Genomic DNA, 21580 nt, shown 5'->3' with positions numbered 1-21580 from the left:
TCCGGCCACGAACGCCACACAGCCTCAGTCCTGGTACTCCCCGCCCTCGCCGTCGAAGGCGGCGATCAGCTCATCGGCCGCCCGCTGCGCGGCCCGCTCCTCGGGGGACGGCTCCCGGGCGCCGGGCGCCCCGGCCACCAGGTCGGCCAGCGGCGTCCACCACGCCAGCTCACCCGGGCTCCGCCCGTCGGCCTCCCGGCGCCGCCAGGGGTCGGCCCCGGCCGCGATGAGCGCCGACGCCTTCTCCCGGTCCCAGTTGCGCACCGCGTGCCACAGCGCGGTGCGGCCCGCCGCGTCCGGCTGGTCCACCTCCCGCGCCACCGTGAGCAGTTCGGCCAGCACTTCGGCGCTTCCCGAGCAGGCCGCGGAGTGCAGCGGCGCCATATGGCCGCCGAGGATGCGGTCAGGGTCGGCTCCCGCGGCGAGCGCGGCGCGCACGGCCCGCGGATCCGTCCAGTCGTGGATGTCCTGCCAGTCGGTCATGCGTCCAATCTGGCATCCGCCACCGACAATCCGTCCCCGGCCTCCTCCGGCGGGCCGTAACCGCCGCCGCCCGGGGTGTGGAGGACCAGGACGTCCCCACCCCGGCGTCCGCCGCGTCGCGGCCGTCCAGGCGGTCCACCGAACCGTCGGCGCGCTCGATCAGGTTCGCGCCCAGCGCTCCCGGTTCGCCACCGGCCATGCCGTACGGGGCCACCCGGCGGTGGCCGGTGAGGAGGGCGACGGTCATCGGCTCCAGGAAGCGGATGCGGCGGGTGACGCCGTGGCCGCCGCGCCAACGGCCGCGGCCGCCGCTGCCCCGGCGGATCGCGAAGCTCTCCACCCGCACCGGATAGCGCCACTCCAGCACCTCGGGGTCGGTCAGCCGGGAGTTGGTCATATGGGTCTGTACGGCGTCGGCGCCGTCGAAGCCGTCCCCCGCGCCGGAGCCGCTGGCGACCGTCTCGTAGTACTGGACGCGGTCATTGCCGAAGGTGACGTTGTTCATCGTGCCGGAGCCCTCGGCCTGGACGCCCAGGGCCGCGTACAGGGCGCCCGTGACGGCCTGGGAGGTCTCGACGTTTCCGGCGACCGTGGCGGCCGGGAAGACGGGCGCGAGCATGGAACCCTCGGGGATGCGGACCTCCAGGGGCTTCAGACAGCCGCTGTTGAGCGGGATGTCCTCGGCCACCAGCGTGCGGAAGACATAGAGCACGGCCGCCATCACCACCGAGCTGGGCGCGTTGTCGTTGCCCGGCCGCTGGGGCGAGGTGCCGGTGAAGTCCAGGACGGCGCCACGCGCGTCGCGGTCCACCGTAAGGCTGACACGGATGACCGCCCCGCCGTCGGTCTCGTAGCGGTACGAGCCGTCGCGCAGCCCGGCGACGATACGGCGCACCGACTCCTCGGCGTTGTCCTGGACGTGCCCCATATAGGCGTGCACGACGTCGAGGCCGAACTGCCCGATCATCCGGCGCAGTTCCTGGACGCCCTTCTCGTTGGCGGCGATCTGGGCGCGCAGATCGGCGAGGTTGGCGTCCGGGGCGCGGGACGGATACGGCCCGCCGGTCAGCAGCTCGCGGGTCTCCCGCTCGCGCAGCGCCCCGTCCCGTACCAGCAGCCAGTTGTCGAAGAGGACGCCCTCCTCCTGGATGGTGCGGCTGAAGGCGGGCATGGAGCCGGGGGTGATGCCGCCGATCTCGGCGTGGTGGCCGCGCGAGGCGACGAGGAAGAGCAGTTGGTCCCCCGGCTCGTCGAAGACCGGGCTGACCACGGTGACGTCCGGCAGATGGGTGCCTCCGTGGTACGGGTCGTTGATCGCGTACACATCGCCGGGCCGCATCGCGCCCCCGTTGCGCCGCAGCACCTCCTTGATGGACTCGCCCATGGAGCCCAGGTGCACCGGGATGTGCGGGGCGTTGGCGATGAGGTTGCCCTCGGCGTCGAAGAGGGCGCAGGAGAAGTCGAGCCGCTCCTTGATGTTGACGGAGTGGGCGGTGTGCTCCAGGCGGACGCCCATCTGTTCGGCGATGGCCATGAAGAGGCTGTTGAAGACCTCCAGCATCACGGGGTCCACCTCGGTGCCGACCGCGGTGGTGATCGGGCGCGGCCGGACCCGGGTGAGCAGCAGATGGCCGCGCTCGCCCATGGTGGCCTGCCAGCCCGGATCGACCACGGTGGTGGCGTCCTCCTCGGCGACGACCGCGGGCCCGGTGACCCGGTCCGACGGGCGCATACGGTCGCGTTCGTAGAGCTCCGTCCGCTGCCAGTGCCCGTCCGAGAACATCCTTACGGTCGTCACGGGAGCCAGTTCGCCCTCCCCGGGCGGCCGTTCCACGGCATGGCCGCCGGTGGGCCCGGACGCGCCGACCGCCTCGACCGACACCGCCTCGACGACCAGCGGCTTGTCCATGGTGAAGGCGTACCGGGTGCGGTGCGCCCGGACGAAGTCCTCGGTCATCGCGGGGGCGGAACCGAGCGGGACGGGGATGCTGGAGTCGGTGCCCGCGTACCGCAGATGGACCCGGGCGACGGTGTCCAGGGTGTCCTCCGGGACCCCGTCCGCGAGGAGTTCGCCACGGGTCTGACCGGCCAGCCGCGCGCACAGTTCCCGCACCCGCGGCAGCGTCTCCTCGCCCAGCTCCGCCTCGACGGCCTGCTCTCGCATGGCGGTGGCGTCGGCCACCCCGATGCCGTATGCGGAGAGCACCCCGCCAGCGGCGGCACGATCAGCGTGCCGATGCCGAGGGCGTCGGCGACCGCGCAGGCGTGCTGGCCGCCCGCGCCGCCGAAGCTGGTGAGCGCGTAACGGGTGACGTCACGGCCGCGCTGCACGGAGATCTTCTTGACCGCGTTGGCCATGTTGAGCACCGCGATGTCCAGGAAGCCCGCCGCGACCTCCTCCGGTCCGCGCCGGTCGCCGGTGGCCTCCGCGATCTCCTCGGCGAGCGCGGCGAAGCGCTCCCGGACCGTCACCGCGTCCAGCGGCTGGTCGGCGTGCGGGCCGAAGACCGCGGGGAAGTGGTCCGGCTGGATCCGGCCGAGCATCACATTGGCGTCGGTCACGGTCAGCGGGCCGCCGCGCCGGTAGCAGGCGGGGCCGGGGACGGCCCCGGCCGAGTCCGGCCCCACGCGGTAGCGCCGGCCGTCGAAGTGGAGCACCGAACCGCCGCCCGCCGCCACGGTGTGGATGTTCATCATCGGGGCGCGCATCCGGACCCCGGCGACCTCGGTGCCGAAGATCCGCTCGAACTCGCCCGCGTAGTGCGAGACATCGGTCGAGGTGCCGCCCATGTCGAAGCCGATGACCCGGTCGTGTCCGGCCTCGCCGGCGGAGCGCGCCATGCCCACCACACCGCCCGCGGGCCCGGACAGCACTGCGTCCTTGCCCCGGAAGTGCGCGGCCTCCCGCAGCCCTCCGTTGGACTGCATGAACATCAGCCGGATATCGCGCAGTTCGGCGGCCACGTCCTCGACGTAGCGGCGCAGGATGGGCGACAGATACGCGTCGACCACGGTGGTGTCGCCGCGGGACACCAGTTTCATCAGCGGGCTGACCTCGTGGGAACAGCTCACCTGGGCGAAACCGAGGTCGCGCGCCACCGCGGCGACCGCCTGTTCGTGTGCGGCGTGCCGATAGCCGTGCAGCAGGACGACGGCGGCGCCGCGGAAGCCGTCGCGGTGGGCGGCGCGCAGCGCCTCGGCGGCGGCGTCGAGGTCCAGGGGGCGGACGACCTCGCCATGGGCGTCCACCCGCTCGGGGATTTCCACCACCCGGTCGTACAGCGCCTCGGGGAGCAGGATCCGGCGGTCGAAGAGGCGGGGACGGTTCTGGTACGCGATGCGCAGCGCGTCCCGGAACCCTTCGGTGACGACGAGGACGGTGGGCTCGCCCTTGCGCTCCAGGAGGGCGTTGGTGGCGACCGTGGTGCCCATCTTGACGACGTCGATCCGGTCGGCCGGGACCGGATCGCCGGGGCCGAGCCCCAGCGTCCGCCGGATCCCGGCGACGGCCGCGTCCGGATAGCGCTCGGGGTGGTGGGACAGCAGCTTGCGGGTGACCAGGCGGCCGTCCGGACGCTTGCCTACGACGTCCGTGAAGGTTCCGCCCCGGTCGATCCAGAATTCCCAGCGACCCGTCACCCCGCCATTGTCGCAGCGGACGGCGGTGTGCCGGCGATGACGGGATCGGCGGACGGGTGGGGCAGTGGGGCGGTGGCCGGGTGCGGAAGGTGGGCGGGGGCCGGGCCGCGGGTCACCGCGGTGAGCGCGGCGAGCGTCGCCCGCCGGTCCCGGTCCTCGAGCAGATGTCCGGTGCCCTTGAGGCGGTGGCGCCATTCCAGGGCCGCCAGCGCGACCAGACCGGGCAGGAGGTCGGTGCAGCGGTCCGCGATCCAGCGGGTGCCGCGGGTCGCCATCCACCACGCGGAGGCGGCGCGCGAGGGCGCGGGGCCGTCGAGCTCCAGGGACGGCGGGGCGCCGGTCGCGATGGACCGGGCGCGCAGGGCGCCGTGGAACTCCCTGGCCAGCAACCGGTGCCCGAGCTCGCTCGGATGCAGCCGGTCCACGCTCCACGCCCGCCGGTCGGCGACCCAGGTGTGGTCGCTCAGCTCCACATGGACCGCCTCGTGGCGCTGGGACAGCGCGTGCACCACTGAGTTCACCGCGCGCATCCGGCGCCCCAGCGGGCGGGCCAGCGCGGACGGCAGCCCCAGCATCCGCCCGGGGTCGGGCAGGCAGGCGGTGAGCACCACGGCGCCGTCGGCGCGCAGCGCGCCGATCGTGCGGTCGAGGGCCTCGGCGACCCGGTGGATGTCGAACGAGTCCCGCAGGGTGTCGTTCCCGCCGACCACGACCGACACCAGATGCGGGCGGGCGCGGCGGGCGGCGGGCAGCTGTTCGTCGGCGACATCGGCGGCCAGCGCCCCGCTGCGGGACAGATTGACGAACTCGACCGGCTCGTCGGGGTGCGGCCCGGCCGCCGCCGCCAGCAGCGCGGCCCAGCCACGCCATCCGCCGCCGGGCGCCGGGTCGCCGAGCCCCTCGGTGAGCGAGTCGCCGAGGGCGGCGAACCGCAGCCTGCGCGGCTCCGCGCCCTCGCCCGCGCCCTCGCCCGCGCCCGTGGCCTCCGCGTCGCCCGATGTCGTGCCCGGCGCCCGGCCCGCCCGGTGCGGGGCAGCGGCCGCGTCCTGCCCCGCACACCCCGTCTCCGTAAGGACGGCCTCCGTACGGACGGCCTCCGTACGGAGGCCGTCCTTAGGGACGGCCTCCGTACGGGACGGCTCCGTACCAGCGCGGCCCCCGTGTGAGCGTCGGCTGCGCTCACCGCACACCGCCGACGGCCCGGGGCGCGGAGACCGCCGGAGCGGCCGGGAGCGCGGCGGCCGGGAGCCGACCGCCGTCGGCGCACCGGACGCCCTCGGTGGACGCGTCATGGGCGGCCAGGAAGGAGGCGACCGCCGCGGGCCAGCCGTAGCGCTCGGCCCGGGCCCGGGCCGCCGCCCGGCGCAGCGGCTCCGAGCGGCCGAGGACGCGCTCGACGGCGTCCGCGAAGGCCGTTCCGTTGTCGGCCGCGGTCTCGCCCGCCGCGCCGACGATGTCCGGCAGCGCGGAGAGCGCGCTGACGACGACGGGTGAACCGCAGGCCAGCGCCTCCAGCGCCGCGAGGCCGAAGGTCTCCGCCGGACCCGGCGCCAGCACCACATCGGCGCTCGCCTGGATGGCGGCGAGCCCCGCCCGCTCCGCCACATGGCCGATGAAGACGGCCGGCAGCCCCTCGGCGCGGGCGCGGGCCTCCAGGCGCGGCCGGAGCGGCCCGTCCCCGGCGACCACGAGCGCCGCTGAGACGCCGCGCCGCCGTAGCTCGGCGAGCGCGTCGAGCGCCCGGCCCGGCCGCTTCTCTGGCGAGAGCCGCGAGCACATGGCGATGAGCACGGCCGCCTCACCGCGGTGGTGGTCCCGCAGCGCCGCGTCGTGGTGGGAGGGGTGGAAGTGGCCGAGATCCACGCCCAGCGGGGCGCGTACGACGTTCCGCGCGCCGATCCGTACAAACTCGCGCGCCGCCCATTCGGTGGTGCAGACGATCCGCGAGTACGCCCGCGCGGTACGGAGGTTGAGCCGGTCCGCGGCTCCCTCGGCGAACCCGTCCGGCACCCCCCAGGTGCGCAGCACGGCGTCCGCGCTCTCATGGGAGACCATCACGGCCGGTACGCGGGCGCGCCGCGCCCACTCCCCCGTCCAGCGGAGGGAGGTGCGGTCCGACACCTCGAGCCGGTCCGGTGCGAGGCCGTCGAGCAGCCGGGTCAGCCGCCGCCGGTCGGTCAGGACGCGGTAGCCGCCGGTGCCGGGGATGGTCGGCCCGGGCAGCGTGATCACCCGTCCCTGCCGGGTGTGCTCGTCCGAGACCCGCTCGCCCGGCACCACCAGGACGGCCTCGTGCCCGGCCGCCTGGTATCCGGCCCCGAGCTCGCGCAGCGCGGTGCGGAGCCCGCCGGAGGCGGGGGTGACGAAGTTGGCCAGCCGGACGATGCGCAGTCCCTTGCCGTTGCTCATGCTCTGCTCTCCTCCCACGGCGCTCATGCGGCGACCGCCGTACGGGCCGCCAGGACCTCGGTGTAGTGGTCGATGAGCTGGTCGCCGATCGCCGCCCAGGTGCGGCCCTCGACCGCCTCCCGGCCGGCGCGGCCCAGCGCCGCGCGCAGCTTCGCGTCGGCCGCGAGCAGCGATACGGCGTCGCTCACCTCGGTCGCGTCCCCGGGCGGCACCAGCAGCCCGGTGCGCCCGTGGTCGATGAGGTCCAGCGGGCCGCCCGCCGCGGGCGCGATCACCGGGACGCCGCTGGCCTGGGCCTCCTGCACGGTCTGGCAGAAGGTCTCCTGGGGCCCGGTGTGGGCGAAGACGTCCAGCGAGGCGAAGACGCGGGCCAGGTCGTTGCCGGTGCGGCGGCCGAGGAAGCGGGCCCTCGGCATGGCCGCCCGCAGCGCGGGCTCGCTCGGCCCGTCCCCGACCACGACCACCTGGACACCGGGCAGCTCGCTCAGCGGCGCGAGCAGTTCGACGTTCTTCTCCGGGGCGAGGCGGCCGATGTATCCGACGATCAGCTCACCGCCGGGGGCGAACGAGCGGCGCAGCTCCGGGTCGCGGCGCGAGGGGTGGAAGCGCTCGGTGTCGACCCCGCGCGGCCACAGCCGGATCCGCGGCACGCCGTGCTCGTCCAGGTCGCGAGCGGCGGCGGTGGAGGGGGCGAGGGTGCGGTCGGCGGCGGTGTGCACGGCGCGGATGCGCCGCCAGGCGGCGTTCTCGCCCGCGCCGAGGTAGGTGCGGGCGTAGGAGCCCAGGTCGGTCTGGTAGACGGCCAGCGCGGGTATCCGCAGCCGGAGCGCGGCCGTCATCCCGCGCGCGCCCAGGACGAAGGGGCTGGCGAGGTGGACGACATCGCTGCCGTGGGACGTGATCGCGGCCGCGAGCTTCCGGCTGGGCAGCGCGACCCGCACCTGCGGATAGCCGGGCAGGGGCAGGGACGGGATACGGACGACGGGGTACGGATGCGACCGGTCCATCTCCCCTTGGCTCTCGGGTGGACCGCCGGCCGCGGCGGGCGGTGGTCCTCCGGGGGGACCCGCCGGTGCGATGACCAAGGGGTGATGACCACGGCGGTGGAGGTGGTCCGCGGTCTGCAGCGTGCAGTGAGCGACGCCGTTGATGTCGGGTGGGAAGGATTCAGTCACGATGGCGACACGCATACCGGTGTTGTCGGCGTACGAAGGGTGGCCCCGGCGTCGTGAACGTTTCGCGCCGTGGAACGTCCCATGAGCGTTGGCCCTCGCACCTCGAGGGGCCCGCTCAGGCCCCTGGAGGGATCGCCGCAAACCCGCATGAACCCGCCGGAATCAGCGGCCGGTCACTCGGCGTGAATGTTTCGCTGCGACGGCCCCGTTCGGGACGGAGCGGAGATACGGAGGGTGATGAGCCTCTCACCCATGCCCAGGAAGACGCGGCCGACGCCTTGGGGGTTGCCTGCCCCCCCCGGTCTCGGGGCGCCTGCCCCGGGGCCGTATGCCGGGGGCGGCCGGGGAGGGGTCAGAAGCCCGGGGTCTCGGGTCCGATGCGGCTGCGGACCGCCGTCTGGACCTCGGCCTCCTCCGCCGGGTCGGCGGCCAGCCGGCGGAGCTGTTCGACGACGCGGGCGTCGGCGGTGGCGGCGTGGCGGGCGGCGACTTCGCGGGTGCTCTCCTCGCAGTCCCAGAGGCATTCGACCGCGAAGCCCGCCGCGAAGGACGGATCGGTGGCGGCCAGCGCGCGGGCGGCGCGGCCGCGTAGATGGGAGGAGGCCGTCTCCCGGTAGATATGGCGCAGGACGGGCGCGGCACAGGAGATCGTCAGGCGCCCGGCGCCGTCGACGAGCGTCCACAGCGTCTGGGCGTCCGGGCCCTCGGCCCGCACCGTGCGGCGGAGTGCGGCGAGTACGAGTGGGGTGTCGTACTGACCGCCGCGGCAGGAGAGCATCGCGGCCGCCGCATCCCCGAGCGCGTCGGGGCGGTGGGCCCAGATGCGGGCCCGGTCGAGGGCGGCGATACTGCGCATGCGTTCGAAGGCGGAGAGGGCCGCCTGGGAGACCAGCTGTGAGGCGTCCGGCTCGGTCACGGCGGCCTCGATCAGGTCGAGCACCTCGGGGTCGCCGATCTCCGCCAGGTGCCGCAGTGCCGCGGCGCGGGCGGCGTCGGGGGCCGACGCGGCGGCGGCGAGGAGCTCCGGCCGGTCCTCGGGACCGGCGACGGCGGCCAGACAGCGGGCGGCCGCGTCGGGCCGGCGGGCGTCCGGCTTCAGATCGTGCTCGCGCTGGGCCCACAGCAGGATGTCGTGGACGCTCCAGCCGGGGCGCGGCCCCGAGGGCCGCAGCTGGCGCTGCCATCGGTCGAAGGCGCCGCGCTCGGCCGCCGCGCGCACCCGCGGCCCGTGGTCCGGGTCGTCGGCCCACAGCCGCCAGGGCCGGGGTTCGTAGGCGCCGCGCACCACGGCGGCCAGTTCGGCGTCGCCGTCGGGGTTCCGGGGGAAGTGGGCGAGGATGGCGGGGGCGAGGCCGCGCAGCCCGGTGTCGTCGTCGCGCAGGGCCAGCTCGTCGAGGGCCCATTCCCAGTTGCTGCCGGCCGCGGCGTAGCGGCGCAGCAGCCGCAAAGCGTCGGACCTGCCGTAGGCGGCGAGGTGGCCGAGGACGGAGAGGGCGAGCCCGGTGCGCTCCTCGTCGTCGTTGACCAGGTCGTCGGGGTGGAACAGATGCTGTTCGATCTCGTCGAGCCCGGCGTCGAGGTCCAGACAGAGCCTGGCGTAATAGAGCGAGCGGTTCTCGACCTGCCAGTCACGGCGGGGGTCGCGCAGCACACAGTGGTGCAGTGCCGCGAGCGCCTCGGCCCGCGGCGCGGCGAGGGCGTGCAGGGTCCCGTCGCCGCGGCCTCGCTGCAGGAGGCCGAGCAGGGTGCCGCTGGGCGCTATGTCTGGATCGAACATGAGGTCAGCATCCGGTGCGGGAGGTTCGCTGGCAACGGGATTTCCGTCGATCGGCATTCTTGCCGATGTCCTGCCGCCGTATGCCTGATGAACGGTGCGGGACTGAGGGGACTCCCGAGCGCCGCAGCCTACCCGGAATCGCGCCCTCCGCCGATTCCCGCCCGACATGCACCCGGAAGGCCATCGGCATATGCCACAAGCACCACCGGATCGGGTATTGCCAAACCGCTTACGGGATGTCGCACCCTGTGCAAGAGTCGTTACCGGTCCCTCCCTCAAGACCCGGCCGCGCCGCGCCCGTATCGGAGAACGTCATGCCGTCCCCCCGCTCCGCGGACCATCCCGCCGTATCGCCTCCCCAGCGTGACACGGTGGACGCCCTCATCTCGCAGACCCAGCGGCTCCGCGGCGGGCTCGACGCCGTCCGCCGCGACACCGTCGCGGACCTGGGCGGCACGGATGACGCGCAGGTGCGCTGGCAGCGCGCACTGTGCGAGCTCGCCGTCCACCAGCTGGACGATCTGGGCCGGCATCTGGGCGAGCTGCGCGAGGGACTGCCCGCCGACGCCCCCGCGACGGCCGGCCCTTCCGAAACTGTCGATCGCGTCGATACGGCCGATGCCGTCGATACGGCCGATCCCGCCGAGACCGTCGATCCCGCCGGGCCGGAGGCCGACGCGGCGGCGGGGGCCCCGGCCGGAAGTGAGGCCGCCGGTCACACCGCCACCGGCCCCGGTTCGCTGCTGAGCCGGGTCGGCAGCGCCGAGTGGAACCTCCTCACCGACGAGGTGACCTGGTCCGACGAGCTCTGCCGGATCTTCGGCCGCGACCCCGGGGACGGCGGGCTCACCCTCGACGAGCTGCCCTCCTGGGTCTTCTCCGAGGACCAGCCGATCCTGACCGGGATGGTCACGGACTGTCTGGTGGACGGAAAGCCGATCGACGGCGAGTTCCGCGTCGTGCGCGAGGACGAGGTGGTGCGCACCGTCCATATGGCGGGCGAGCCGGTGCTGGACACCGACGGCAGCACCGCCTCCATGTGGGCCGTGCTCCGGGACGTGAGCGAACTGCGCCGCAGCGAGCGCGCGGTGCGCGAGAGCCGGGACACACTGCGCCACCAGCGGCGGATCGCCCGGACCGAGCGCCGGCTGGCGGTGGAGGTGCAGGAGGCCGTACTGCCGCCTTGGCGCGGCTCCCTCCGGCTCCCGGCCCGCGACGGCTTCCCGGGCGCCGGACCGGCGCCCGACGGCGCCGCCCTCGACCTCGCCGCCCACTACCTCCCCTCCGAGTCCAGCGCCCAGATCGGCGGCGACTGGTACGACGCGCTCGAACTCCCCGATGGCCACACCCTGCTGAGCGTCGGCGGCCTCACCGGCCACGGTGTGACCGCCACCTGCGGCATGGCCATGCTGCTGGGCGCCGTGCGCGGCATGGCGGTGGCCGGGATCGAGCCGGGCGCGGTGATGGGGCGGCTCAACCAGCTGCTCGCCGTCTCCTCCCAGCCCGCGCTGGTCGGCGCCGTCTGCGCGCGGTACGACCCGCGCACCCGCACCCTGGCGTGGGCGCAGGCCGGACACCCCGCTCCGCTGCTGTTCCGCGACGGGACGGGGCGCCCGCTGCGCTCTCCCGACGGGGTGCTGCTCGGCGCCACGACGGGCGCCGCGTACACCCAGTGCGAGGAGCGGCTGGAGCCGGGCGATCTGCTGGTGCTGCACACCGGACGGCTCGCCCGGGACGCCGAGGGCGCCACCGAGCGGCTGCTCGCGCTCGCGCCACGACTGACCGCCGCCGAAGGCGCACAGGAGTGCGTGCGGACGGTGGCCGAGGCGTTCGGCGACGAGCCGCGCGAGAACGACGCCTGTGTGCTGATCGCCAGGGTCACCGGCGCCCGCGCATGACGCGGCGCCCCGCGTCGGCGTGACGCGATGAACGGCCCCTGCGGAGGGCGCTGACCCCGCGTAAGACGTCAGCTCCCCGTAAGGCGTCGACTCCCCGTGAGGCCTTGACCCCGCGCAAGACGTCGGCCCCTCGTAGGGCGTTGACCCCGCGTACTGCCCCTCGTCATGCCCTGCGTACGGCGTGGCCCGGTCGCTAGACGGCCGCGCTCTTGGCCATGGAACCGGGCCCTTTCAGCCCCGTGCCACCCTTACCCGCGCCTCCCTTCGGCATCACCTGCTGGATCTCCTCGCGCAGCTCCCGGATCGCCGGTGATGTGCCGTACCGCCCGGTGAGCCGGTACATCTCGCGCAGCCGGTCCCAGGTGCGGTGCGAGGAGTTCTGCTCGATCGTCAGCAGTGCCATCCGGGCATAGCGGTCGGCCTGCTCGGGATCGCCGCCGAGGAAACAGGCCGAGGCGATGGAGATGTGGTCGAAGATCTGGGACCGCTGGCGCCCGCCCTCCCGCATCCGCAGCGCCTTCTTGGCATGGCTCTGGGCGATCCCCGCCACCCCCGGCTCATGCTCCGCCAGGGTGCGGTAGACCAGTCCCTGCATGCCGTGCAGATCGGCCTCGTTGAACAGCTGCATCCAGCTCGGCGCCGGTCCGTCGTCCCGGTCCGAGACGAACAGCTCCTCCGCCTCGCCCAGGGCGCGCCGCACCGCCTGGCCCTGGCCCTTGGACGCCTGCGCCCATGCCTCGATGGTGCAGAACATGGACCGGGTGCGCGGCAGCGCCGCCTCGCCCGCACCGGACTTGGCCAGCCTCATCAGCTCCAGCGCGTCGTCCGGGCGACCGAGGTGCACCATCTGCCGGGCGGCCCGGGAGAGCGCCTCGCTCGCCCGGGGCCGGTCGCCGCCCTCGCGGGCCGCGTGGGCGGCGATGACGAAGTACTTCTGGGCGGTCGGCTCCAGGCCGACGTCATGGGACATCCAGCCGGCGAGGACGGCCAGATTGGCCGCCACCCCCCACAGTCTGCGCTGCAGGTGCTCGGGGTGGCGGTAGGCGAGCATGCCGCCCACCTCGTTGAGCTGGCCCACCACGGCCTTGCGCTGGAGCCCGCCGCCGCGGGCGGCGTCCCAGGCGCGGAAGACCTCAACCGAGGTCTCCAGGGCGTCGATCTCCTGGGAGCCCACGGGGGCGGCCTCGTAGCGGTCGAAGCCCACGGGCTCGACGGAGAGGGGGTTGTCGGTACGGGGCGCGTCGGTGGCGAGGGTGGGGTCGGAGAGCAGAAAGTCGCTCATGGCACCGGTGATGGCGGATCCCGCGGCGAGCGCGGCACCCGCACCCACCAAGCCGCGTCGGTTGAACATAAGGTCCATTCCCGTGAATTCGGTGAGGACCGCGGCCGTGGACTCGGGCGGCCAGAGCAGCCCGTCGCCGGACTGCCCCTTTCCCGCGCGCCCCCCTCGTCCGAACCCGAGATCCTCGATGGTCACGACTCGACCGAGGCGCTCGGTGAACAGGGCCGCCAGCACCTTGGGCACGGGATCGCGCGGCGTCTCGCCGGTGTCGATCCAACGCCGCACCCGCGAGGTGTCGGTCGCCAGCTGCGGATGGCCCATGGCCGCCGCCTTCCGGTTCACGAGCCTCGCGAGCTCCCCCTTGGACCAGCCGGCGAGGCCGAACAGGTCCGCAAGACGGGTGTTGGGTTCCCTCGTCACGTCAAGCCCCCAGGTTCCTCGGCTGACTTGACAGTAACGGTCCCGTCACGAGCCGTGCGACTATTCGCCAGGGTTCGCCAGGGTCCGCCAGATGGTGTGCCACCCGCACAGGGGTGTGATGTAGGAGTGCGTTACCCGGCCCGGTGGCGGCTCGAGTTCGACCGAACCGCATTCCCCAGGGTGCGGCCCCGCCCCGGGGCCGGGTGCGTACGCAATTCGTCGGCACACGAAGGGATCTGTCTCGCCCATGTACGCAGCATCGTCCTCCGTGTCCGCCCCGCCCCGGCCGTACCGGCGGCAGCTGCCCGGCAATGGGCCGTACCTCGATCCCGCCCCCGGCGGCCGGGCCCGGCGGACCGCCGCCCTCGGCTCCGTGCCGCCCCGCGGGAGACTCGACTTGTCCGGTCCACAGGGTGCGCAGCTGCGCACCGCGATCACCTCGGTCCACCGCATCTGTCCGGAGTTCAACCCGGTGCAGGTGCTGCGGCGCAGCGGCCGGTCCGTGCTCCTGATCGGGGCGACCGGGCGCAGCACGGCGGTGGCCAAGTGCCTGCTGGACCACTCCCCGGCGTGGGCCGAGCGGTTCCGCCGGGAAATAGCGATGTACCGGGCGTTCGTCCGCCAGCGCCCGCCGGTGCGGGTGCCCCGGCTGATCGCCGCGGACCCGGACAACTGCGCGCTGGTCATCGAGCGGATGCCCGGGCGGATCGCGGCCGCGCAGCGCCACCCCACCGAGCCCCCGCCGCGTGCCGATCTGGGCGCGGTGCTGGGTGCGATCCGCCGGATCAACCAGTGGCGGCCGCCCGCCGATCTGTTCGACGCCCCCATCGACTACGCCGCCCGGCTGGCCCGCTATCACGAGCTCGGGCTGCTGACCGACCGGGACATGGGCGATCTGCAGAAGCTGCTGCGCGGCGTCTCGCACGCCTGCGGGCGGCAGACCCCGGTGCAGTTCTGCCACGGCGACGCCCTGTTGAACAACGTCCTGCTGTCCCCCGCGGGCCCGGTGCTCCTCGACTGGGACCACGCGGGCTGGTATCTGCCCGGCTATGACCTGGCCACGCTGTGGACGGTGCTGGGCGACGCCCCCGTCACCCGGCGCCAGATCAGCCAGTTGGCGCAGGCCGCCGGCCCGGCCGCGCGGGACTCCTTCCTGGTGAATCTGATGCTGGTGCTGACGCGGGAGATCCGGCAGTACGAGACCGCGGTGCAGCGCACCATGCACGACCCCGCTCCCGTGGTGCCGGGCGCGGTGCCGGCCGGTGAGGAGCAGCGGCTGCTGCTGCGTCGGCTGCACGACGACTGCGCGCTGGCCCGGCGCGCGGTGCGGGCGGCGGTCGGCACCCGCTGAGCGGAGGCGGGGTGGCGGCCGCCTGGCGCGTCACCGGTCTGGACCGGTGACGCGCCGCAGGCGGGTGGACATACGAACGTCCGTCCGGGTGACGGCGATTGACGCCACGCCTGGCAGCGCATATCTCTAAGTGGCTCGGCTCGGCCCGGCCCGCTTGAGGAGGCTGCAATGCCAGGATCCGCACAGGACAGCGCCCACGACGCGCACAGAAGCCCGTCCGGCCCCACCCGGAGAACCACGCTGCGGACCGCGGGAGCCGCGGCGTCCGCCGCCCTTCTGCTCCCACTGGTCTCCGCCACCCCCGCCGCCCATGCCGACCAGCGCCGGGCCGATGGACCTGGTGCCGACGGAGGGACCCTGCGGCGCGCCTTCGCGACCGCTGCCGCCGAGTACGGCGTTCCGCTGAGCGTGCTCCTGGGCGTGTCATATCTCCAGTCGCGCTGGGACGGCCACGGTGGCGCGCCCAGCGTCACCGGTGGCTATGGCCCCATGCACCTCACCGACGCCCACACCGCCCTGCTCACCGCCCCGCACCACAGCCAGGGCACCGAGGACGCGCGCGGCGATCTGGCCCGGCCGCTGAGGGTCCCCAAGGCCACCGTTCCCCAGCCCCGGCAGCTGCCCGCCCGGCTGCGCACCCTCAGCCGCGCCGCGGACCTCACCGGGCTGTCCGCGGCGGCGCTGCGCGGCGACGAGAGCGCCAATGTGCGCGGCGGCGCGGCGCTGCTGGCCGCCACGCAGAAGCGGCTGGGGCTGCCGTCGAGCGAGGATCCCGCCGACTGGTACGCGGCGGTGGCGGCCTACTCCGGTGCCGATGACGCCGCGGCCGCGGCCTTCTTCGCCGACGAGGTGTACGGGGTGATCCGCGGCGGTGCCGCGCGGACGACCGCCGGCGGCGAGCGGGTCTCCCTCGACGCGGCCCCCGATGTCGCCCCGGACACCCGGCAGCTGCGGACGCTCGGTCTGCCGTCCCGGGCGCGGGATCCGCGGGTCGAGGCCCCGAAGGACGTGTCCTGCGAGTGGATCCCGGCGCCCTACGAGGAGTTCGGGGAGGGCGACTACGGCAACCACGACCTGGGCGACCGCCCCTCCTCGCAGTCCGTCGACTACATCGTCATCCATGACACCGAGGGCTCCTGGGACACCACCATCAAGCTGGTCCAGGACCCCACCTATGTGTCCTGGCAGTACACCCTGCGCTCCTCCGACGGGCATATCGCCCAGCATGTGCCGCTCAAGGACGTCGCCTGGCACGCGGGCAACTGGTACGTCAACGCCAAGTCCATCGGCCTGGAGCACGAGGGGTTCCTGACCGCCCCGGACGCCTGGTACACGGAGACGATGTACCGCTCCTCGGCACGGCTGGTGCGCTATCTCGCCAAGCGGTTCGACATCCCGCTGGACCGCCAGCACATCCTGGGCCATGACAATGTGCCGGGCACCACCACCTCCACCATCAAGGGCATGCACACCGACCCGGGGCCCTACTGGGACTGGGCGCACTACTTCACCCTGCTCGGCGCGCCCTTCCGGCGCACCGCGGGCTCCTCCGGCGGCCTGGTCACCGTCCGCCCCGACTACGACACCAACCGGCCCGCGTACACCGACTGCGAGACGGCGGGCCAGGCCTGTGCCCCGCACGGCTCGTCCGCGGTGCGGCTGCACACCGCGCCGAGCGCGGACGCCCCGCTGGTCAAGGACATCGGGCTGCGCCCGGACGGCTCGGACTCCACGACCGGGGTGAACGACACCGGCGCCCGCGCCACCACCGGGCAGCAGTTCGCGGTCGCGGGGCACGAGGGCGACTGGACGGCGATCTGGTACCTCGGCCAGCGGGCCTGGTTCCAGAACCCCAAGCGGCGGCCGACGGCGGTGAGCGCCAAGGGGCTCGTGGTGACGCCCAGGGCCGGGGCCGCGGAGGTTCCGGTGTACGGCCGCGCCTACCCGGAGAAGGAGGCGTATCCGGAGGGTGTGCCGGTGCAGGCGGTCTCGCCGCTGCCGTACAAGCTGCTCGCCGGGCAGTCCTATCCGCTGGGGCTCAGGGTGCGGGGCGAGTATCTGTGGGCGACCACCTTCGATCCGGCCGGCCACAAGGTGGTGCGCGGCCAGGATGTGTACTACCAGATCCAGTTCGGGCACCGGGTGGCGTTCGTCCGGGCCGCCGATGTGACGGTCCGGCGCTCGGGGAAGTGAGCTGATGGGCCGTCAGTCCGACGCCGTATGACGGGCGGCCGGGGGCCGGTGGGCGACCGTACGGGCGTCTCACGGCCCCCGGCGAAGGTCCGTCAGCGCTGCTGGAACATCTCCGCGGGCAGCGGCTTGAGCAGCCGGTACAGATCGTCGGTGATCGGCCGGTCCCAGCTGGCGATGGTGACGAGCACACCGTCGCTGCGGTCGAACTGGGCGCAGGAGATCCGGCCCTCGGAGAGCTTGATCCGGCGGACGATGAGCAGATTGTCCTCGTGCATGACCGGGCTGTCCTCGGTGTCCACCACCTGAACCGGCTCGTCGTTCCCCAGCGCCGCCAGCAGCTGGGTCACCTCGAACGGCGGCTGGCCCTCGGCGACCTCCCGGGCCGGGGACCCCTCGGGCAGATTGCCGATGATCATCGCCGGGCCGCGGCCGCCGAACAGGTCGTAGCGCAGGAAGACGCCCTGGCAGGTGCCGTCCGGAGCGGGCAGCAGCCCCGCCCCGAGGTCGCCGGGCCAGTCTCCCGGGTCCATGGCGAGGACGTCGAAGTCCGGCCCGGTGGGCGTGGCGGCGCTGCGGCGGCGGAGGAAGGACATGCGGACATGGTACGTGGCCGCGCGCCGGTTGCCGTGCCGGGGAGCGGCCGGGCCGCACCCCTCATCCGGGGTCGGGCGCCGGGCGCTGCGGAAGGCCGACCGTGGGGGTGATGAGCCGCTTGGCCAGCCCGGACCGGTCGGTGCCGACCTTACGGTAGACATCGGACAGCAGCCGGGCGACCTCGCGCTCCTCGAGCCCCGTGGCCTCGCCGATCCGGGCGTCCGACCAGCCCTCGGCGGCCCGCTCGGCGATGACCTGCTCCTGCGAGGTCAGCGGGCTGGTGTGATCGACTCGCAGTTGCATGGGGCGCAGCCCGGCCGCGGACAGCTCGTCGCGGGCCCGGGCCGCGAGCGCGTCGGCGCCGCAGCGCACCGCTCCCTCCAGACCGCGGTAGAGCCGGTCGCCGGCCTCCTGGGGCAGGCCGATGCGGCGCAGCGCGGCGCCGTGGTCGACCAGCGCCACGGCCAGGTCGTACGCGGCCGGTGACCGCATCAGATGGCTGACGGCCTCGGCCAGCAGCTTGATCCGGTCCGGCCCCTGGGTGACGGTGGCGGCGGCGTGCAGCGCCTTGCCGATGGCGGAGTGGGTGCCGAACTGACGGGCGCGGCGCACCGCGTCGTCGGCGACCTCGGCGGCCTGCCGGGGATCGGTCAGCGCGAGGGCCTGCGCGAGGTGGAGCTGCCAGGGGCACCAGGCGGGGTTGCGCATACCGCGCCCGTCCATGCGGCGGCCGACCTCGGTGAGCTGGTTCCGGGCCTCGCGGTGGAGGCTGGCGGCCAGCAGCAGCTCACCGCGGACCGACGGGACATCGGGGCAGAGCGTGGCCTGCGGCAGGGTCTCGCCGCGGTGGCGGGCCGCGAACTCCTGAGCCTCCTGGACCCGGCCCCGGCAGATCAGCGTTCCGATGAGGGTGCCGACCGCGGTCCAGTGGGCGGGTGTCGAGGAGCCCACCAGATCGGCGATCCGCATCCCCTCACGGGCCAGCTCCTCCGCCTCGCCGAGGGCGCCGCGGCGCAGCCGGGCATAGCCGAGGAGGGTGAAGCCGAACGCAAGGTGGGAGCCGCGCCAGCCCTTGCGCTCGCATTCGGCGATGCCCTTGTTGAACAGCTCCTCGGCGCGTCCTGGCTGGTCGCAGTGGAGGAAGACCAGGGCGACCAGGATGGGCACCTCGAAGCCCCAGTCGTCATCGGTCCAGCTGAGGCCGTCGCCGAGGGCTTCCTCCGCGTAGTGCAGGGCAGTGGCGACCGGTTCTCCGCGCGTCATCGCGTCCCAGGCGCGCAGCCCCATCAGATAGCGCTCGGCCATGCCGCGGCCGGTGAGGTGGTCCGCGAGCCGGGCGAGCCGCCGGGAGCGGGCGGGCGACTCCTTCTCGTCGGCGCGGAACATGTTCCACATCAGCTGCTCGGTCTGCATCCGCAGCCGGGTGCGGGCGCTGGTGGCCCGCCCGACCTCGTCGGCGAAGACCTGGGCGGCCTCCTCCATCCGGCCGCTGTGGCCGTATGCCTGGGCGAGCCGGTAGGTGATCGCCTCACGCAGTTCGGGGCCGAGCGCGGGCTCCTCGAGCGCGGCCCGCAGATGGTTGACGGTGACGTCGGGTTCGGTGAGCTGGGCGGCGCAGCCCAGCTCGTACAGCACGGCGGCGCGCTCCTCCAGGGCGGGCGGTTCGCGCAGGGCCCGGGCCAGACAGCGGCGCCCCGCGACGGGGGCTCCGGCGCGCAGATACTCCCGGGCGGCCGCCCGCAGATGGCGCACCACCCACGGGTCGCCCTCGGGGTGCATCTCCAGCAGATGCCGGCCGGCGGCCGCGGAGCCCAGGCCCGCGCCGAGCACCACGGTGGCGGCCTGACCGTGCATGGCCACCCGCAGGGCACCGGGGATGGCCTGGTAGACGGCGGTGGCGATGAGCGGGTGGAGGTACTCCAGGGGCCGGGTGCCGTTGCCGGGGCGCGGCGGGGCGGGGCCAGGATCCGCGCGTCGACGAGCCGGGCCACCATGTCGGCGGCCTCGGTCTCGCTGAGCCCGGCGACATTGGCGGTCAGCGCCGGGGTGGCCTCGATGCCGAGTACGGCGACGGCCCAGGCGAGGCGGACGGCGGCGGTGCCGAGGCGGGTGAGCCGGTCGTTGAGCCCGCTGTCCTTGGCCGCGGAGACCAGCTCGCGCAGCGCGGGCAGGTTCTCCGACTGCGGTTTCAGCCGGCGGTCGCGGATCTTGGCGGTGAGCTCGGTGACCTCCCAGGGGTTGCCGCCGGTCATCGCCCAGCACTCGCGGCAGAACGCCTCGTCGGCGTGGTCCCCGAGGACCTCACGGACGATCCTGCCGACTCCGCCCGGGGTGAGCGGCGCCAGCACATGGGGCCGTGATCCCTGGCGCTCGACCAGAGTCCGTATCGCGACGACGTCGGCGGTCAGGTCCTCCGGGCGGTAGCCGACGGCGAGCAGCAGGGGCAGATCGGCGGTGCGCGGGGCGAACCGGGTCAGCCAGTCCAGCGATTCGGGGTCGGCCCAGTGGACATCGTCGAGGATCATGACGACCGGGGCGTGCTCCACGGCGAAGCGGGTCACCAGCCAGTCGAGGCCGTCGCGGACGCCCTGTGGATCGGGTGCGCCGCCGTGGCCCGAGACCACCAGGCCGACCGCGGGCGCGACGATCTCGTACCAGCCGCCGAGGATCCTGCGGTGCTCGTCCTCGCCGCTCTCCGCGAGCACCGGCTGGAAGAGCTGGCGCACCACATGGAAGGCCGCGCCCTGTTCGTGCTCGCCGCCGCGGGCCCGGAGCACGGTGCAGCCGCGGGCGGCGGCCCTTCGGCGCGCCTCGCCGAGCACCGCGGTCTTGCCGGCGCCGCCGGGCCCCTCGAAGGCGATCACTCCGCCGCCGCGGGTCTCGGCCCCGTCTCCGGGATCCGTACCGCACAGTTCGGTCAGCGCGGCGTCCACCGCGCGCAGCTCCCGCTCCCGCTCCAGCAGTGTCCGACGCGTCCGGTTCTGTTGGCTCATGTACTCCGCCACGTTGCTTCCCCTCCGGCAGGTGACGCCGAGCGTAGCGCGGATGGCACGCTGCGTAGCTCCCCCATGGGGGGATTTCCGCCGGGCATTGCCAGTGGCACACGCCAATTCACCACCTCCTCTATCGATGCCACGTTCCGCACGCGAGGATGACCGGATTCAACGGGTTGGCCAGATACCGCTTTCGCCTGTGGTACATGCGGGCTCGGGTTGCCCGAACGACGAAGGGGGCGGACACGACTCATGCACACGCACGCTGCGCGACCACACTCCCGTCGGACGGCACTGCCGCGCCGGGCGGCCCTGTTCGGCTTTCCGGCCTCCGCGGACCTCAGTCCCGGCACCGAGGCGGCCAGGCACCACACCATCCAATGGCTCTCGCGGTTCGGCGTCTTCGAGGACCGCGCGTCCGTCGCGGAGTACGACGCGCTCCGCTTCGACGTACTGGCGGGCGTGTTCTACCCCCGCGCGACCGGCGCCGATCTGAACCTGGGCAGTGACCTCGTGGGCTGGTACTTCGTCTTCGACGATCAGTTCGACGGGGAGCTGGGCAGCCGTCCGGAGGCGGTGGCACGGCTGGTGGCGGACGTCATCCGGATCACCGACGAGGATCCGGCGCACGGCAGGGCGGGCGGCGACGACGGGCCGCTCCTGGAGAGTTTCCGCGACCTGTGGCGCCGCATCAACTCCGGGCGGCCCCAGGTGTGGCGGGACCGCTTCCGCCACCACTGGCTGGAGTACCTGCACTCCTACCACCGCGAGGCGCTGGAGCGGACCGGTGCCCGGCCCGGGGCCGGCGGCGCCGACGCGCCGCGCACGGTGGAGGACGTGCTGGCGCTGCGGCGCCACTCGATAGGCGTACAGCCCTGTCTCGACCTGAACGAGCCGTTCGGCGGCTACACCCTGCCGCCCGCCCTGCACGGCGGCTTCCCGCTGGCCCGGATGCGGGAGGCTACGGACGATGTGGTGGTCTTCACCAATGACATCGCCTCCCTGGACAAGGAGCTGGCCGTCGGCGACGTCCACAACAGCGTCATCGTCCAGTGGGAGCGCGCGGGTGGTGAACTTGAGGACGCGGTACGTCATGTCGCCGACCTGGCCAATGCCCGGTACGGCTGGTTCGAGGAGACCGCGGCCGAGCTGCCCGCGCTGCTCGCCGAGGCGGGGGCCGACCCGGACACCCACCGCGGCGTGGCGCGCTATGTGGACGGCATGCGGCATGTGATGACGGGCAATCTGGGCTGGTCCCTGCGTACGGCCCGGTACGACGAGCAGGGCACCGAGGCGGTCAGCGGTGGGCGGCAGCGGCCCTGGGCCCAGCTGACCGGCGCTCAGTTGGCGTAGAGCTGCTCGATCG

12 protein-coding genes and 1 pseudogene are annotated in these 21580 nt (G+C 74.0%); 4 read left to right on the top strand and 9 right to left on the bottom strand.

The window, feature by feature from the left end:
- Window positions 1–24: 24 nt before the first annotated feature.
- The 6 genes and pseudogenes from LIV37_RS44040 to LIV37_RS44015 all read right to left on the bottom strand — a co-directional run bounded on the left by LIV37_RS44040 (window position 25) and on the right by LIV37_RS44015 (window position 9483).
- The gene (locus LIV37_RS44040) at window positions 25–483 is read right to left on the bottom strand and encodes an ankyrin repeat domain-containing protein (RefSeq protein ID WP_020873546.1); all 459 of its coding nucleotides are present in this window, start codon (window positions 481–483) and stop codon (window positions 25–27) included.
- A pseudogene (locus tag LIV37_RS44035) lies at window positions 480–4122 on the bottom strand (hydantoinase B/oxoprolinase family protein). Before LIV37_RS44035 ends, LIV37_RS44040 begins: the two are co-directional and overlap by 4 nt.
- Window positions 4119–5414 carry an SGNH/GDSL hydrolase family protein gene (locus LIV37_RS44030; protein WP_420834373.1) on the bottom strand — a complete coding sequence of 432 codons (1296 nt, stop codon included), beginning with the start codon at window positions 5412–5414 and terminating at the stop codon, window positions 4119–4121. The pseudogene LIV37_RS44035 and the gene LIV37_RS44030 overlap by 4 nt, the downstream one beginning before the upstream one ends.
- Window positions 5302–6531 (bottom strand): glycosyltransferase, encoded by a 1230-nt coding sequence (locus LIV37_RS44025; protein ID WP_121823797.1) that lies wholly within the window; start codon window positions 6529–6531, stop codon window positions 5302–5304. Before LIV37_RS44025 ends, LIV37_RS44030 begins: the two co-directional genes overlap by 113 nt.
- Before the next feature lie 23 nt (window positions 6532–6554).
- Window positions 6555–7721, bottom strand: a complete 1167-nt coding sequence (locus tag LIV37_RS44020; protein WP_121823798.1) for a glycosyltransferase family 4 protein — start codon at window positions 7719–7721, stop codon at window positions 6555–6557.
- A gap of 337 nt (window positions 7722–8058) precedes the next feature.
- A complete protein-coding gene (locus LIV37_RS44015) occupies window positions 8059–9483 on the bottom strand; it encodes a hypothetical protein (protein ID WP_020873541.1) in 1425 nt (474 codons plus the stop codon).
- A gap of 314 nt (window positions 9484–9797) precedes the next feature.
- Between LIV37_RS44015 and LIV37_RS44010 the strand changes: the two genes are divergently transcribed.
- On the top strand, window positions 9798–11381 hold the full coding sequence (locus tag LIV37_RS44010) for a PP2C family protein-serine/threonine phosphatase (RefSeq protein WP_020873540.1): 1584 nt from the start codon (window positions 9798–9800) through the stop codon (window positions 11379–11381).
- Between the two features lie 193 nt (window positions 11382–11574).
- On the opposite strand, the gene LIV37_RS44005 is transcribed toward LIV37_RS44010, so the two are convergent.
- Window positions 11575–13083: a DNA-binding protein NsdB gene (locus tag LIV37_RS44005; protein ID WP_020873539.1), complete on the bottom strand. Its 1509-nt coding sequence runs from the start codon at window positions 13081–13083 to the stop codon at window positions 11575–11577.
- Between the two features lie 247 nt (window positions 13084–13330).
- Between LIV37_RS44005 and LIV37_RS44000 the strand changes: the two genes are divergently transcribed.
- Together LIV37_RS44000 and LIV37_RS43995 are read left to right on the top strand one after the other, a co-directional pair.
- Window positions 13331–14434 (top strand): aminoglycoside phosphotransferase family protein, encoded by a 1104-nt coding sequence (locus tag LIV37_RS44000; protein ID WP_020873538.1) that lies wholly within the window; start codon window positions 13331–13333, stop codon window positions 14432–14434.
- Window positions 14435–14602: 168 nt separating this feature from the next.
- On the top strand, window positions 14603–16627 hold the full coding sequence (locus LIV37_RS43995; RefSeq protein ID WP_020873537.1) for an N-acetylmuramoyl-L-alanine amidase: 2025 nt from the start codon (window positions 14603–14605) through the stop codon (window positions 16625–16627).
- Window positions 16628–16719: 92 nt separating this feature from the next.
- On the opposite strand, the gene LIV37_RS43990 is transcribed toward LIV37_RS43995, so the two are convergent.
- Together LIV37_RS43990 and LIV37_RS52265 are read right to left on the bottom strand one after the other, a co-directional pair.
- Entirely contained in the window at window positions 16720–17220 is a 501-nt protein-coding gene (locus tag LIV37_RS43990; RefSeq protein ID WP_020873536.1) for a hypothetical protein, read from the bottom strand.
- A 1395-nt stretch (window positions 17221–18615) separates the two neighbouring features.
- On the bottom strand, window positions 18616–20214 hold the full coding sequence (locus LIV37_RS52265) for an ATP-binding protein (RefSeq protein WP_309471230.1): 1599 nt from the start codon (window positions 20212–20214) through the stop codon (window positions 18616–18618).
- A 252-nt stretch (window positions 20215–20466) separates the two neighbouring features.
- On the opposite strand from LIV37_RS52265, the gene LIV37_RS43980 reads away from it, so the two are divergent.
- Window positions 20467–21567, top strand: coding sequence for an isoafricanol synthase (locus tag LIV37_RS43980; protein WP_020873532.1), 1101 nt, complete (start codon window positions 20467–20469; stop codon window positions 21565–21567).
- Window positions 21568–21580: the final 13 nt, after the last annotated feature.

The organism is Streptomyces rapamycinicus NRRL 5491 (assembly GCF_024298965.1).
GTDB lineage: Bacteria > Actinomycetota > Actinomycetes > Streptomycetales > Streptomycetaceae > Streptomyces > Streptomyces rapamycinicus.
The sequence above is the reverse complement of the archived record's forward strand: the minus strand, read 5'-3'. Positions and strand labels throughout refer to the sequence as shown.